General features: G+C 62.4%; 16 protein-coding genes. 5 read left to right on the top strand and 11 right to left on the bottom strand.

What is annotated here, in order from left to right:
* Positions 1-485: 485 nt before the first annotated feature.
* Positions 486-926, bottom strand: coding sequence for a hypothetical protein (locus C5F70_RS22915; RefSeq protein WP_017849927.1), 441 nt, complete (start codon positions 924-926; stop codon positions 486-488).
* On the opposite strand from C5F70_RS22915, the gene C5F70_RS22920 reads away from it, so the two are divergent.
* The gene (locus C5F70_RS22920) at positions 925-1380 is read left to right on the top strand and encodes a tRNA (cytidine(34)-2'-O)-methyltransferase (protein WP_017849928.1); all 456 of its coding nucleotides are present in this window, start codon (positions 925-927) and stop codon (positions 1378-1380) included. The two genes, C5F70_RS22915 and C5F70_RS22920, sit on opposite strands and share 2 nt — an antisense overlap.
* Positions 1381-1498: 118 nt before the next feature.
* Here C5F70_RS22920 and secB read toward each other — a convergent pair whose 3' ends face one another.
* From secB to C5F70_RS22935, 3 genes are read right to left on the bottom strand one after another with little or no spacing between them, the layout of a single operon-like run.
* Positions 1499-1978, bottom strand: coding sequence for a protein-export chaperone SecB (secB, locus tag C5F70_RS22925; RefSeq protein ID WP_104904099.1), 480 nt, complete (start codon positions 1976-1978; stop codon positions 1499-1501).
* Positions 1979-2019: 41 nt separating this feature from the next.
* Entirely contained in the window at positions 2020-2274 is a 255-nt protein-coding gene (grxC, locus tag C5F70_RS22930) for a glutaredoxin 3 (protein ID WP_017849930.1), read from the bottom strand.
* A 1-nt stretch (position 2275) separates the two neighbouring features.
* A complete protein-coding gene (locus tag C5F70_RS22935) occupies positions 2276-2689 on the bottom strand; it encodes a rhodanese-like domain-containing protein (protein WP_017849931.1) in 414 nt (137 codons plus the stop codon).
* A gap of 151 nt (positions 2690-2840) precedes the next feature.
* Here C5F70_RS22935 and gpmI point away from each other — a divergent pair, with 151 nt between their 5' ends.
* The 4 genes from gpmI (at position 2841) to C5F70_RS22955 (ending at position 8037) form a co-directional block, all read left to right on the top strand.
* Complete coding sequence (gene gpmI / locus C5F70_RS22940; protein WP_046385000.1) at positions 2841-4367, top strand: 2,3-bisphosphoglycerate-independent phosphoglycerate mutase; 1527 nt, start codon at positions 2841-2843, stop codon at positions 4365-4367.
* Between the two features lie 246 nt (positions 4368-4613).
* Entirely contained in the window at positions 4614-5909 is a 1296-nt protein-coding gene (locus C5F70_RS22945) for a murein hydrolase activator EnvC (protein ID WP_017849933.1), read from the top strand.
* Between the two features lie 30 nt (positions 5910-5939).
* Positions 5940-7256, top strand: a complete 1317-nt coding sequence (locus tag C5F70_RS22950) for a S41 family peptidase (RefSeq protein ID WP_046490883.1) — start codon at positions 5940-5942, stop codon at positions 7254-7256.
* 1 nt (position 7257) lies between these two features.
* Positions 7258-8037 carry a divergent polysaccharide deacetylase family protein gene (locus tag C5F70_RS22955; protein WP_017849935.1) on the top strand — a complete coding sequence of 260 codons (780 nt, stop codon included), beginning with the start codon at positions 7258-7260 and terminating at the stop codon, positions 8035-8037.
* Here the strand turns inward: C5F70_RS22955 and C5F70_RS22960 are convergent.
* The 7 genes from C5F70_RS22960 to C5F70_RS22990 all read right to left on the bottom strand — a co-directional run bounded on the left by C5F70_RS22960 (position 8028) and on the right by C5F70_RS22990 (position 13727).
* Entirely contained in the window at positions 8028-8783 is a 756-nt protein-coding gene (locus C5F70_RS22960; RefSeq protein WP_017849936.1) for an ABC transporter substrate-binding protein, read from the bottom strand. The two genes, C5F70_RS22955 and C5F70_RS22960, sit on opposite strands and share 10 nt — an antisense overlap.
* A gap of 66 nt (positions 8784-8849) precedes the next feature.
* Positions 8850-9620, bottom strand: coding sequence for an imidazole glycerol phosphate synthase subunit HisF (gene hisF / locus C5F70_RS22965; protein WP_010563131.1), 771 nt, complete (start codon positions 9618-9620; stop codon positions 8850-8852).
* A 9-nt stretch (positions 9621-9629) separates the two neighbouring features.
* Entirely contained in the window at positions 9630-10367 is a 738-nt protein-coding gene (gene hisA / locus C5F70_RS22970) for a 1-(5-phosphoribosyl)-5-[(5-phosphoribosylamino)methylideneamino]imidazole-4-carboxamide isomerase (RefSeq protein WP_104904100.1), read from the bottom strand.
* Between the two features lie 39 nt (positions 10368-10406).
* Entirely contained in the window at positions 10407-10664 is a 258-nt protein-coding gene (locus C5F70_RS22975) for a DUF2164 domain-containing protein (protein ID WP_017849938.1), read from the bottom strand.
* The gene (gene hisH / locus C5F70_RS22980) at positions 10665-11303 is read right to left on the bottom strand and encodes an imidazole glycerol phosphate synthase subunit HisH (protein ID WP_017849939.1); all 639 of its coding nucleotides are present in this window, start codon (positions 11301-11303) and stop codon (positions 10665-10667) included.
* Positions 11303-11896, bottom strand: coding sequence for an imidazoleglycerol-phosphate dehydratase HisB (gene hisB, locus C5F70_RS22985; protein WP_017849940.1), 594 nt, complete (start codon positions 11894-11896; stop codon positions 11303-11305). The genes hisH and hisB overlap by 1 nt, the downstream gene beginning before the upstream one ends.
* A gap of 169 nt (positions 11897-12065) precedes the next feature.
* On the bottom strand, positions 12066-13727 hold the full coding sequence (locus C5F70_RS22990; protein WP_046490889.1) for an OFA family MFS transporter: 1662 nt from the start codon (positions 13725-13727) through the stop codon (positions 12066-12068).
* Positions 13728-13800: the final 73 nt, after the last annotated feature.

The raw sequence follows: 13800 nt of genomic DNA on the forward strand, positions 1-13800 counted from the left end.
ATAGCGGCATGTCAGTCGGCATCTACATGACTGATCCACCGCAATCGGGGGCAAGCCCCCTCCCACATTTGGATCTGCACAAGGTTTGGCGACCATGCACCGCTTCAATGCACCATGAACCGGCATCGGGCACGGCGCCAACACCTCAAACCTTCGCACCGCCGCCTGAAATCAGACAACCGAAAACGCCAAAGCCCCGTATTCCGGGGCTTTTCGCTGTCTGGAGCGTTTTTTTCGAGCAACTTGGCCAGTGTGGCACGCGCCCTGCAATAACCCTGATACAACCCAGTTTCGGGGACCTTGGTACAGGCAGGCCGAGAATCCCCTCTTTACACCCGGGGTGCTTGATGCGAACCGCGTCGCGCTCCACACCGCTTTCGGGAACCTCGGTACAGGCAGGCCGGGGATTCCCTCTTTAACACGAAGCCGGATGGCTTCATCCCGTTTTGGGAGCCCTGGTACAGGCAGGCCGGGAACTCCCTCTTTTATTGCTCTTGGAGATGGATCTCCAGCCGCCAGCGGCCTTCAGCTTCCTCTCCCGACCATTCCCCACGCAACGGCCGCGCCGCCACCAGGTTGAGCAACAGGCCGCCATCGGTCTTGCGCACGCGCCAGTTCACATCCTTGTCATTGACCTTGAGCTGCCCGCTGGCGGCCTTGCCCTGCGCGTCGAACAACAGCGCCACGGTGCCGTCGATATGCTCGCCATGCAGCTTGGGTTCGCTGTTGAACCACACCACCACACCGTCGGCTGCTGGCGTCACCTGCAGCAATTCGACCGGGTCCGGGGCGGTCAGGCGCCCGATCATCAGGCCCACCATCAGGCCGACAATCGCCAAAGAGCCCAAAACCCTTGGCAATAGCTTCGGCCTGGGGTCTTCTTCGAGGGTAGAATGCAGCGCATCTTTGCCTTCGGAGCCGTGCATGTTTCACGTCATCCTTTTTCAACCAGAAATTCCGCCGAATACCGGCAACGTTATCAGGCTGTGCGCCAACAGTGGCTGCCACCTGCATTTGATCGAGCCGCTGGGCTTCGACATGGACGACAAGCGCCTGCGCCGCGCCGGGCTGGACTACCACGAGTATGCCACCCTGCAACGCCACGCCGACCTCGCCAGCTGCCTGGAAAGCCTCGGCCACCCTCGGCTGTTCGCGTTTACCACCAAGGGCTCGCGGCCGTTCCATGACGCCAGCTTCGCCGACGGCGACGCCTTCCTGTTCGGCCCGGAAAGCCGTGGCCTGCCGGCCGAGGTGCTCGACGCCCTGCCCGACGGCCATCGCCTGCGTTTGCCGATGCGCGAAGGTTGCCGCAGCCTGAACTTATCGAACACCGTCGCCGTCGCCGTCTACGAAGGCTGGCGCCAACTCGGCTTCAAGTAACACACATAACAAATGTGGGAGGGGGCTTGCCCCCGATAGCAGTGGGTCAGCCAACACCTATTCAGCTGACACACCGCAATCGGGGGCAAGCCCCCTCCCACATTTTTAGCGCATCGACTTATTGAACCGTCGACGAACCTTCCTGTTGCATGCGCTGCAGCTCTTGCGCGTACAGGGCATCGAAGTTCACCGGAGCCAGCATCAGCGCCGGGAACGAGCCACGGGTGACCAGGCTGTCCAGGGTCTCGCGGGCATACGGGAACAGGATGTTCGGGCAGAACGCGCCCAGGGTGTGGCTCATGGACGCTTCGTCCAGGCCCTGGATCAGGAAGATACCGGCCTGTTGCACTTCAGCGATGAAGGCCACTTCTTCGCCGTTCTTGACGGTGACCGAGAGGGTCAGCACGACTTCGTGGAAGTCGCCTTCCAAGGCTTTTTGACGGGTGTTCAGGTCCAGCCCGACGCTTGGGGTCCACTCCTGACGGAAGATGGCCGGGCTTTTCGGCGCTTCGAACGACAGGTCACGCACATAGATGCGCTGCAGCGAAAACTGTGGGCCTTGGACTTCTGCTGCTTCGGTGTTCTGTTGGTCAGTCATCGCAGATCCTTCTTGATCTTGGGTCTTTTAGGGTTTAGGAGTCAGACGTGAAGCAGCGCGTCCAGTTTACCGGCGCGCTCAAGGGCAAACAGGTCATCGCATCCACCGATGTGCTTGGCGCCGATCCAGATCTGCGGCACGGACGTGCGTCCCGCCTTCTGGGCCATTTCGGCGCGCACCTGGGGTTTGCCGTCGACCTTGATCTCTTCGAAGGCAACCCCCTTCTTCTCCAGCAAGGCCTTGGCCCGCATGCAGTAAGGGCACCAATCGCTGGAATACACGACAACCTGGCTCATATCACTTCACCAGTGGCAGGTTGTCGGCGCGCCAGCTGCTGATACCACCAGACAGTTTGGCGGCGGTAAAGCCGGTCTTGAGCATTTCGCGGGCGTGGGTGCCGGAATGCTGGCCTTGAGCGTCGACCAGGATGATGGTCTTGGCCTTGTGCTTTTCCAGCTCGGCCAGGCGCGCGATCAGCTTGTCCTGGGGAATGTTCAGGGCGCCAACGATATGACCGGCGGCAAAATCCTTGGCCGGACGGATATCCACGACAACGGCCTCATCCTTGTTGACCAGCGCGGTCAGCTCCGACGTGCTCAGGCTGCGGCCACCGCGGCTCATTTCATGAGCGATCAGCAGCGCCAGCAGGATGACGAAGGCACCCGCGAGCAGGTAGTGGGCAGTGGCAAATGCAATCAGGTGATCAACCATCAAGGAGGTTCCAGGGCGTTAAAATGGCGGTAAGTATACACAGCCGTCAGGGGGGGCCAACCCCCGTAAAGCGGTGACGTGGTCGGAACTTCGCTTTAAACTGCCACTCCCTTTTCAATCCCCTTCATCAATTACCGCCGCGAGAGGATCTATGACTACGACGCCTAAACCTTTGGTCCTGATAATTCTCGATGGCTTCGGACACAGTGAAAGCCACCACGACAACGCCGTGTACTCGGCCAACAAGCCGGTGCTGGACCGTCTGACCGCCACTTTGCCCAACGGGCTGATCTCCGGTTCGGGCATGGATGTGGGCCTGCCGGACGGCCAAATGGGCAACTCGGAAGTCGGCCACATGAACCTCGGCGCCGGACGAGTGGTCTATCAGGACTTCACCCGCGTGACCAAAGCGATCCGCGACGGCGAGTTCTTCGAGAACCCGACCATCTGCGCGGCCGTCGATAAAGCCGTCGCCGCCGGCAAGGCCGTGCATTTCATGGGCCTGCTGTCCGACGGCGGCGTACACAGCCACCAGGACCACCTCGTGGCCATGGCCGAACTGGCCTTCAAGCGCGGCGCCGACAAGATCTACCTGCACGCCTTCCTCGACGGCCGCGATACGCCGCCGAAAAGCGCGCAATCGTCGATCGAACTGCTGGACGCCACCTTCGCCGCCCTCGGCAAGGGCCGCATCGCCAGCCTGGTCGGTCGCTATTTCGCGATGGACCGCGACAACCGCTGGGACCGCGTGTCCCAGGCCTACAACCTGATCGTCGACGGCCAGGCCGAATTCAACGCCGCCACCGCCCAGGAAGGCCTGGAAGCCGCCTACGCGCGCGGCGAGAGCGATGAGTTCGTCAAGGCCACCACCATCGGCGAGCCGGTGAAAGTGGAAGACGGCGACGCCGTGGTGTTCATGAACTTCCGCGCCGACCGTGCCCGCGAGCTGAGCCATGTGTTCGTCGACCCGGGTTTCAAGGACTTCGAACGCGCGCGCCAGCCGAAAATCGAGTTCGTGATGCTCACCCAATACGCCGCCAACATCCCGGCCCCGTCGGCTTTTGCCCCCGGCAGCCTGGAAAACGTGCTGGGCGACTACCTGGCGAAAAACGGCAAGACCCAACTGCGCATCGCCGAAACCGAGAAGTACGCCCACGTGACCTTCTTCTTCTCCGGCGGCCGCGAAGAACCGTTCCCGGGCGAAGAGCGCATCCTGATCCCGTCGCCGAAAGTCGCGACCTACGACCTGCAACCGGAAATGAGCGCACCGCAAGTCACCGACAAGATCGTCGACGCCATCGAACACCAGCGTTATGACGTGATCGTGGTCAACTACGCCAACGGCGACATGGTCGGCCACAGCGGCAACCTGGCCGCCGCGATCAAGGCCGTGGAATGCCTGGACCTGTGCGTGGGCCGCATCGTCGACGCCCTGGAAAAAGTCGGCGGCGAAGCGCTGATCACCGCCGACCATGGCAACTGCGAGCAAATGTCCGACGAGTCCACCGGCCAGGCCCACACCGCCCACACCACCGAGCCGGTGCCGTTCATCTACGTCGGCAAGCGTGATCTGAAAGTGCGCAAAGGCGGCGTGCTGGCCGATGTGGCGCCGACCATGCTGATGTTGATGGGGCTGGAGAAGCCCAAAGAGATGACCGGCACTTCGATCCTGGTCTGATCTAAACCACATGTGGGAGGGGGCTTGCCCCCGATTGCGGCGTGTCAGCTGAATAGGTGTTGGCTGACCCACTGCTATCGGGGGCAAGCCCCCTCCCACACTAGACTCGCGGTGTTGGGTAGATGTCTTTTCGCCATACCACTGCCGCTCGGCACCTATCTTGCCCAGAAGCCCGAATTGGGCGTTTTTTTTGCAGCGCTTGCCGGGCATACTAGGCCGTCCCTTTCCCTGGTGTCGCCCGCCTCTATGCTTCGCGCCTTGATTACCCTCGCTCTCGTCTGCCTGCTCCAACCGGCATTTGCCGATGAGCGCGCGCAAACCCAACAACAGTTGGACGCTACGCGTCAGGACATCACCGAGCTGAAAAAACTGCTCGGCAAGCTCCAGGAAGAAAAATCCGGGGTGCAGAAAGACCTGCGCGGCACGGAAACCGAGATGGGCAAGCTGGAGAAGCAGGTCCAGGAGCTACAAAAAGAATTAAAGAAGAGCGAGTCGGAACTGGAGCGACTCGACGCTGAGAAAAAAAAACTCCAGAGCGCCCGCGTTGAACAACAACGCCTGATCGCGATCCAGGCCCGCGCCGCCTACCAGAGTGGCCGCCAGGAGTACCTCAAGCTGCTGCTCAACCAGCAGAACCCGGAAAAGTTCGCGCGCACCCTGACCTACTATGATTACCTGAGCAAGGCACGCCTTGCCCAATTGAAGGGCTTCAACGAGACCCTGCGCCAACTGGCCAACGTCGAACAGGAAATCGCCGACCAGCAATCGCAACTGCTCGACCAGAAAAGCAGCCTCGACAGCCAGCGCGACCAGCTCGACAAGGTGCGCAAGGAGCGCCAACTGGCCCTGGCCAAGCTCAATGACGACGTAAAGGCCCGCGACGCCAAGCTGCAAGCCCGCGAGCAGGACCAGGCCGACCTGGCCAAAGTATTGAAAACCATCGAAGAAACCCTGGCCCGCCAGGCACGCGAGGCCGAAGAAGCGCGACAGAAAGCGCTGATCGCCCAGCAGGAAGCGGAAAAAAAGCGCCAGCGTGAGGCCGAACTGGCAGCCACTACCGACGCTCCGGCCCCACGTAAACCGGCGCACGCAGCGCCCGGGCCGCTGGTTTCCAGCGCGGGCGAATCCTTCGGCGGGCCTTTTGCTTCCGCGCGCGGCAAACTTCCGTGGCCGGTTGATGGTCGACTGCTGGCACGCTTTGGGGAAACCCGCGGCGATGACACCCGCGCCAAGTGGGACGGGGTGATGATCAGCGCGGCCGCCGGCAGCCAGGTCCACGCCGTCCACGGCGGTCGCGTGGTGTTTGCCGATTGGCTGCGGGGCGCCGGTTTATTGGTGATTCTCGACCACGGTAATGGCTATTTGAGTCTTTATGGCCACAATCAGACTTTACTCAAGTCGGCAGGTGATGTGGTAAAAGCCGGGGAATCCATCTCCACTGTCGGTAACAGTGGCGGCCAGGACACCCCGGCGCTGTACTTCGCTATTCGTCAGCAGGGCCGCCCGAGCGATCCTGCACAATGGTGCCGCACCCAAGGATAGGGTCGCATCTACATTAGGAGTTCGTTCGACATGCTGTATTTGTCCCGCCTCACTTCGCTGGCCCTGACGATCGCCCTGGTGATCGGCGCGCCTCTGGCTTTCGCCGACCAGGCCGAACCGGCTGCATCCGCCGGCATGGCCGCGACCACCAAGGCGCCGTTGCCGCTGGAGGAGTTGCGCACCTTTGCCGAGGTCATGGACCGGATCAAGGCAGCCTATGTCGAACCCGTGGACGACAAGACCCTGCTGGAAAATGCCATCAAGGGCATGCTCAGCAACCTCGACCCGCACTCCGCCTACCTCGGCCCGGAAGATTTCGCCGAGCTGCAGGAAAGCACCAGCGGTGAGTTCGGTGGCCTGGGCATTGAAGTCGGCGCCGAAGACGGCCAGATCAAAGTGGTCTCGCCGATCGACGACACCCCGGCGTCCAAGGCCGGCATCCAGGCCGGTGACCTGATCGTCAAGATCAACGGCCAGCCGACCCGTGGCCAGACCATGACCGAAGCCGTCGACAAGATGCGCGGCAAGATCGGCCAGAAAATCACCCTGACCCTGGTGCGCGACGGCGGCGCGCCGTTCGACGTGACCCTGGCCCGCGCGACCATCACGGTCAAGAGCGTGAAGAGCCAGTTGCTGGAGTCGGGCTACGGCTACATCCGCATCACCCAGTTCCAGGTCAAGACCGGCGACGAAGTGGCCAAGGCCCTGGCCAAGCTGCGTAAAGACAACGGCAAGAAGCTCAACGGCATCGTGCTCGACCTGCGCAACAACCCCGGTGGCGTGCTGCAGTCGGCGGTGGAAGTGGTCGACCACTTCATCACCAAAGGCCTGATCGTCTACACCAAGGGCCGTATCGCCAACTCCGAACTGCGCTTCTCGGCCACCGGCAACGACCTCAGCGAAAACGTGCCGCTGGCCGTGCTGATCAACGGCGGCAGCGCCTCGGCCTCGGAGATCGTCGCCGGCGCCCTGCAAGACCAGAAGCGCGGTGTGCTGATGGGCACCACCAGTTTCGGCAAAGGCTCGGTGCAAACCGTGTTGCCGCTGAACAACGAGCGCGCCCTGAAAATCACCACCGCGCTGTACTACACGCCAAACGGCCGCTCGATCCAGGCCCAGGGCATCGTGCCGGACATCGAAGTGCGCAAGGCCAAGATCACCAACGAGGTCGACAGCGAGTACTACAAGGAAGCCGACCTGCAAGGCCACCTCGGCAATGGCAACGGCGGCGCCGACCAGCCGACCGGCAGCAGCGCCAAGGCCAAGCCGATGCCGCAGGACGATGACTACCAACTGGCCCAGGCGTTGAGCCTGCTCAAGGGCTTGAGCATCACGCGCAGCCGTTGATATGCGCGTTGCCCTGATCATCGCTGCACTGTGCAGCCTGGCCGGGGTCGCCCACGCGACCCCGGCCAGCGAACCGCACAAAGCCTACCTGACCCTGATCATCGACGACCTGGGGCAAAACCTGCCCCGGGATCGCCGTGTGCTGGCCCTGCCCGGCCCGGTGACCACGGCGATCATGCCCGACACGCCCCACGCCGCCGAATTCGCCCGCGAAGCGCACAAGGCCGGCAAGATCGTGATCCTGCACATGCCCATGGACCCGGCCACCGGCCCGTTCGCCTGGCACCCCGAGTTGCCTATCGAGGAGCTCGGCAAGCGCCTGGACGCCGCTTTCAAGGCCGTGCCCTACACCGCCGGCATCAACAACCACATGGGCAGCCGCATGACCGCCCAGCCCGAAGCCATGGCCTGGCTGATGGGCGAGCTGCAACGGCGCCACAAGTTCTTTGTCGACAGCCGCACCAGCGCGCAGACCGTCGGCGCCGCCGAAGCGCAGAAGATCGGCCTGGCCAGCGTCTCGCGGGATGTGTTCCTCGACGACGAACGCACCGAAGCCGCGATCACCACGCAATTGCAGAGCGCCATCAAACTGGCCCACAAACAGGGCTCAGCGGTGATGATCGGCCATCCGTATCCACAAACTCTAGCAGTGCTCGAACGCGAGCTGCCCAAGCTCAAGGCCCAGGGCGTGGACTGGATTGATATCAAACTGATGATCAGCGTGCGCAGTAATCAGGCGATGGCAGGGCACGGCAAGAACGGCACCTATCGCTACAAATAGCGCGCCATCATCTGGTCGAGCAGGCCTTCCTCGCGCAACTGATCCAACGCTGCCTGCAGCTTGGCCACCGTTTCGTCCGGCACATCCTTGTTCAGCGCCAGGTACAACTGGGCACTGTTGAAGCGAAGGATGGTCTTGAGCCCGGTCACACCGACCTGGCGCGCCAGGTAGCGGCCGGCCGGGTCGCCGGTGGCCCACAGGTCGATCTGGTCATCCAGCAGCTTTTGCGCGTTGTCCTGGTCACGCAGCACCAGCACTGGCTTGAGGCCCTGCTTCTCCAGGGTCTCGGCAATCGCGTCGCCCTTGTACGCGCCGATCTTGTAGCGCCGCGCCTGCGCCAGCTCGTCGAGCCGAATCTTGCTGTCGGCCTTGGCCAGCATCACCCAGTCATCCGGGCCGATAGGGCCGACCCATTTGAACAGCGCTTCGCGCTCCGGCAGGCGGGCCATCACGAACACACCGTAGCCGGGGTTTTCCAGGGCGAGTTTGTAGATCCGCTCCCAAGGAAAGCGCAGAGTGAGGCTGTAGGAAATGCCAGCACGCTTGAAGGTTTCGCGCATGATGTCCACGGCGATGCCTTCGATATTCTCGTCCTTGGCGAAGTTCTTGCCGTTTTTCGCCATGTTGTAGGGCGGGAAGTTTTCCGTCAGCAACACCAGGGAGGCGTCAGACGATTCTTCGGCTTGGGCCACTCCGATCATGAGCACGGAGGTACTGGCGAGCGCGAGCAACAGGTCTTTGAACATGAAAGTTACCGGAATCCATGGCAAGCGCAGAGAGTGCCGCGCACTTGCCATGGTGTCCAGCAGCGTTTAGCGCACCACGATACCGCGCGCGGCCATGTAAGCCTTGGCCTCGGGGACGGTGTATTCGCCGAAGTGGAAAATACTCGCCGCCAACACGGCGCTGGCGTGGCCTTCGATCACGCCGTCGGCCAGGTGCTGCAGGTTGCCGACGCCGCCGGACGCGATCACCGGAATGCCCAGCGCATCGCTGATGGCACGGGTCACGCCGAGGTCGAAGCCGTTTTTCATGCCGTCCTGATCCATGCTGGTCAGCAGGATTTCACCGGCGCCCAGGCCTTCCATCTTCATCGCCCACTCCACCGCGTCCAGGCCGGTCGGCTTGCGCCCTCCGTGGGTGAAGATCTCCCAGCGCGGCGGTTCGCCGGGGCCGGAGACTTTCTTGGCGTCGATGGCCACCACGATGCACTGCGAGCCGAAGTGCTGTGCGGCTTCGCCGACGAACTCCGGGTTGAACACTGCGGCGGTGTTGATCGAGACCTTGTCCGCGCCGGCATTGAGCAGGTTGCGGATGTCTTGCACGGTGCGAACGCCACCGCCCACGGTCAGCGGGATGAACACCTGGCTGGCCATGCGCTCGACGGTATGCAGCGTGGTGTCACGGCCGTCGACGCTGGCGGTGATGTCGAGAAAGGTAATCTCGTCGGCACCTTGCTCATCGTAGCGACGGGCGATTTCCACCGGGTCGCCGGCGTCACGGATGTTCTCGAACTTGACGCCCTTGACCACGCGACCGTTGTCGACGTCCAGGCAAGGGATGATGCGTTTGGCCAGCGCCATGGTCAGTCCTCAGCCGTTGTAGGCATCGCAGTAAGCCTGGGCTTCGGCGACGTCCAGGGTGCCTTCGTAGATTGCGCGGCCGGTGATCGCGCCGATGATTCCAGGGGCCCGGGCATCCAGCAGCGACTTGATGTCACCCAGGTTGTGGATGCCACCGGACGCGATCACCGGGATCCTGGTCGCCGCCGCCAGCGCAGCGGTGAACGGTACGTTGCAGCCCTGCATCATGCCGTCTTTGGCGATGTCGGTATAAACGATGGCGGACACGCCGTCGGCTTCGAACTGCTTGGCCAGGTCGATCACCTGCACCGTGCTGATTTCCGCCCAGCCGTCGGTGGCGACGAAACCGTCCTTGGCGTCCAGGCCGACGATCACCTTGCCCGGGAACGCGCGGCAGGCATCGGCGACGAAGGCCGGGTCTTTCACGGCCTTGGTGCCGATGATCACGTAGCTTACGCCGGCCTTGACGTAGTGTTCGATGGTTTCCAGAGAGCGGATACCGCCGCCGATCTGGATCGGCAGGTTCGGGTAGCGCTTAGCGATCGCAGTCACCACTTCGCCATTGACCGGCTGGCCTTCGAAGGCGCCGTTCAGGTCCACCAGATGCAGGCGACGGCAACCACCGTCCACCCATTTGGCAGCCATGCTCACCGGGTCGTCGGAAAACACCGTGGAATCTTCCATGCGGCCCTGGCGCAGACGCACGCAAGCGCCGTCCTTGAGATCGATAGCGGGGATAATCAGCATCTGGCAAACCTTATTCGATATTCAGCAATGCTTGGGAAATCAGGGTTTCTCAAGCGACCACAGGTCGCTTTCGATGCTTTCGAACCGTTCCCTAAGGAGCGTCTGCGTATCGAAAATCGCCCTGTTGTAATAGTGCGGCGCAACTTCAATGGTGAACAACTCAAGGATCTCGGCAACCTCGAACGAGCCCAGCTTGAGCTCGAAACGGTCCTCCATGAAGCGCTTGATCTTGTTGGTAGCCTCACGTTCCTGTTCGGGCGTGAGGTTCAGGATCGGCAGCTTCGGTTTCTTGGCCATCTACCAGCGACCGTCCCACGCAGCGAAGTTCTGCAGCAATTGCAGGCCATGGGTATGGCTCTTCTCCGGGTGGAACTGCACCGCAAAACGCGAACCTTCGGCCAGCGCGGCGGCGAAGTCGACGCCGTAGTGCCCACCACCCACCACCTGGCGCGGGTTACCGGCGGCGATGTAGTAGCTGTGGACGAAGTAAAAGCGCGCCATGTCCGGGATCTCATGCCACAGCGGGTGATCCACGGTGCGCCGCACTTCGTTCCAGCCCATGTGCGGGACTTTCAGGTGCTCGCCGTCTTCATGCAGGTCCTTGCCGAAGAACTTCACTTCGCCTGGAAACAGGCCGATGCAGTCGACGCCGTCGTTCTCTTCACTGCGCTCGAGCAAGGCTTGCATGCCCACGCAAATGCCGAGGAACGGCCGGTCCTGACTGACCTCGCGCACCAGGCTGTCGAAGCCCAGGCGACGGATTTCGGCCATGCAATCGCGAATCGCGCCAACGCCCGGGAACACCACGCGGTCAGCCTCGCGAATCACCGTGGCATCGCTGGTGATCAGCACCTTGCCAGCCCCTACGTGCTCGAGGGCCTTGGCCACCGAGTGCAGGTTGCCCATGCCGTAATCGATAACCGCGACCGTCTGCATTACAGGACGCCCTTGGTCGATGGCATTTGCCCGGCCATGCGCTCATCCAGCTCCACCGCCATGCGCAGCGCGCGACCGAAGGCCTTGAACACGGTTTCGATCTGGTGGTGGGTGTTGGTGCCGCGCAGGTTGTCGATGTGCAGGCTGACGAGGGCGTGGTTGACGAAACCCTGGAAGAATTCCTGGAACAGGTCGACGTCGAAGCCGCCCACGGTGGCGCGGGTGTAGGGCACGTGCATCTGCAGGCCGGGGCGGCCGGAGAAGTCGATGACCACACGCGACAGCGCCTCATCCAGCGGGACATAGGCGTGGCCGTAGCGACGGATGCCTTTTTTGTCGCCGATGGCCTTGGCGAAAGCCTGGCCGAGGGTGATACCGACATCCTCCACCGTGTGGTGGTCGTCGATATGCAGGTCGCCCTTGCTGACGATATCCAGGTCGATCAGCCCATGACGGGCGATCTGGTCCAGCATGTGCTCAAGAAAAGGTACACCGATATCAAATCGGGCCTTTCCGGTGCCATCCAGGTTGATCGAGGCTTTGATCTGGGTTTCCAGAGTGTCGCGCTCGACGGACGCCTTACGTTCGGCCATCACCAGCTCCGCAAAATCATTGGGCGAAAAAGGCAGCCATTATAGGGGCGCGGGCGCTAAACAGAAACATCGAAGGGGATAAGACTGACGAGTTGAAGCGAGGAAGGTCGACGCTAGACATGTGCATACAAGCGGGCGCTCCAGGATGGTGCGCCCGCCTGCAGTCAACTTAGTGGAACAGTACCGCCGTCTTCTGCAGGGTCACCCACACACCCCACGCCAACGGAATACCCACCACCAACCAGGCCGCGACAGCCAGCGGCTTGCTGCCGGCGGAGGCTTTCCACTCCAGCACGGTGCTCGAATCGGCACCCTTGTCATGGCCCAGCGCCTGTTCGGCGGCCAGTTCGGCGTCGCTCATGAAGTACTTGTCGGCCACCGGGCGCACCAGCAGGTTACAGATGAAACCCAGCACCAGCAGGCCGGCGAGGATGTACAAGGTGATGTCGTAGGCGGCGGCGCGTTCGACGCCGATGCTCAACTGATATTCACGCAGGTAGTTCACCAACACCGGGCCCAGCACGCCCGCCGCAGCCCAGGCAGTCAGCAGGCGACCATGGATCGCGCCGACCATCTGGGTGCCGAACAGGTCGGCCAGGTAAGCCGGAACCGTCGCAAAACCGCCGCCGTACATCGACAGGATGATGCAGAACGCCGCCACGAACAGCGCCACGTTGCCCAGGTGCCCGAGGTTCGGGATCAGCGCATACAGGGCAAAGCCCAGGGCGAAGAACACGAAGTAGGTGTTTTTACGGCCCAGGTAGTCGGAGAACGACGCCCAGAAGAACCGGCCACCAATGTTGAACAGGCTCAACAGCCCGGTAAAGCCCGCCGCGATCGCCGCGATCGAGGCCAGTTGCCCGGCATTCAGTTGGCCGAACGGCACATCCACACCCAGCAATTTGCCGCCAAACACTTCCTGCAGCAGCGGCGAAGCCATGCCGAGGATGCCGATACCGGCCGATACGTTCAGGCACAGCACCAGCCATACCAGACGGAATTGCGGGGTTTTCCAGGCGACGTTCACGTGAACGTGACGATGGGTGATCATCGCATTGCTGGCTTTTTTCACCGGCGCGGTCCAGCCCTCAGGCTTCCAGCCGGTCGGCGGAACACGGTAGGACAGCGCGCCACCGATCATGAACACGAAGTAAATCGCCGCCATCACCAGAAAGCTCTGCCACACGCCGACGCTGGTCGGCGAAGCGAAGTGCCCCATCAGCGCAGCCGCCAGGGGAGCCCCCACCATCGCGCCGCCGCCGAAGCCCATGATCGCCATGCCGGTGGCCATGCCGCGCTTGTCCGGGAACCACTTGATCAGGGTCGACACGGGCGAGATATAACCCAGGCCCAGGCCGATACCGCCAATGACCCCGGAGCCGATCCACATCAGCCAGATCTGGTGGGTATAAATCCCCAGCGCCGAAATCAGCAGGCCGCCACACCAGCACAGCGCCGAGACGACGCCCGCCTTGCGTGGCCCGGCATGTTCCAGCCAGCCGCCCCAGATCGCCGCCGAGCAGCCCAGGAAGATGAAGAACAGGGTGTAGATCCAGCCCAGCATGGAGATCGGCCAGTCGCACTGAGACGAGAAGACCTGAGCGATAAAGCTCATATCCGGCGCACAGGCCACCGGCGCGCTGATCCCCAGCGCCTTGGACAGCGGCAGCCAGAACACCGAGAAGCCGTAGGCCATGCCGATACACAGGTGGATGGCCAGAGCGGCCGGTGGAACCAGCCAGCGGTTGAACCCGGGCTTGGCGATGATGCGCTCCTTGGACAGGAACGCAGGCTGCGCGGCAGCAATACCCGCCGCAGTGCTAGTGCTCATTGGTGTTTCCCCCAGTTATTAGTATGTGTTCGTCAGGCGCGCTCTCCTTCGGCCTTGCACGCAGGGCGTGACC

It is taken from the genome of Pseudomonas sp. LH1G9 (assembly GCF_002949975.1).
Taxonomy (GTDB): Bacteria; Pseudomonadota; Gammaproteobacteria; order Pseudomonadales; family Pseudomonadaceae; genus Aquipseudomonas; species Aquipseudomonas veronii.

What these genes read in the sequence shown, in the direction of transcription:
- C5F70_RS22920 (WP_017849928.1), top strand. Translation starts at nt 925, where the DNA reads ATGTTTCACGTCATCCTTTTTCAACCAGAAATTCCGCCGAATACCGGC.
- C5F70_RS22915 (WP_017849927.1), bottom strand. Translation starts at nt 926, where the DNA reads ATGCACGGCTCCGAAGGCAAAGATGCGCTGCATTCTACCCTCGAAGAA.
- secB (WP_104904099.1), bottom strand. Translation starts at nt 1,978, where the DNA reads ATGACTGACCAACAGAACACCGAAGCAGCAGAAGTCCAAGGCCCACAG.
- grxC (WP_017849930.1), bottom strand. Translation starts at nt 2,274, where the DNA reads ATGAGCCAGGTTGTCGTGTATTCCAGCGATTGGTGCCCTTACTGCATG.
- C5F70_RS22935 (WP_017849931.1), bottom strand. Translation starts at nt 2,689, where the DNA reads ATGGTTGATCACCTGATTGCATTTGCCACTGCCCACTACCTGCTCGCG.
- gpmI (WP_046385000.1), top strand. Translation starts at nt 2,841, where the DNA reads ATGACTACGACGCCTAAACCTTTGGTCCTGATAATTCTCGATGGCTTC.
- C5F70_RS22945 (WP_017849933.1), top strand. Translation starts at nt 4,614, where the DNA reads ATGCTTCGCGCCTTGATTACCCTCGCTCTCGTCTGCCTGCTCCAACCG.
- C5F70_RS22950 (WP_046490883.1), top strand. Translation starts at nt 5,940, where the DNA reads ATGCTGTATTTGTCCCGCCTCACTTCGCTGGCCCTGACGATCGCCCTG.
- C5F70_RS22955 (WP_017849935.1), top strand. Translation starts at nt 7,258, where the DNA reads ATGCGCGTTGCCCTGATCATCGCTGCACTGTGCAGCCTGGCCGGGGTC.
- C5F70_RS22960 (WP_017849936.1), bottom strand. Translation starts at nt 8,783, where the DNA reads ATGTTCAAAGACCTGTTGCTCGCGCTCGCCAGTACCTCCGTGCTCATG.
- hisF (WP_010563131.1), bottom strand. Translation starts at nt 9,620, where the DNA reads ATGGCGCTGGCCAAACGCATCATCCCTTGCCTGGACGTCGACAACGGT.
- hisA (WP_104904100.1), bottom strand. Translation starts at nt 10,367, where the DNA reads ATGCTGATTATCCCCGCTATCGATCTCAAGGACGGCGCTTGCGTGCGT.
- C5F70_RS22975 (WP_017849938.1), bottom strand. Translation starts at nt 10,664, where the DNA reads ATGGCCAAGAAACCGAAGCTGCCGATCCTGAACCTCACGCCCGAACAG.
- hisH (WP_017849939.1), bottom strand. Translation starts at nt 11,303, where the DNA reads ATGCAGACGGTCGCGGTTATCGATTACGGCATGGGCAACCTGCACTCG.
- hisB (WP_017849940.1), bottom strand. Translation starts at nt 11,896, where the DNA reads ATGGCCGAACGTAAGGCGTCCGTCGAGCGCGACACTCTGGAAACCCAG.
- C5F70_RS22990 (WP_046490889.1), bottom strand. Translation starts at nt 13,727, where the DNA reads ATGAGCACTAGCACTGCGGCGGGTATTGCTGCCGCGCAGCCTGCGTTC.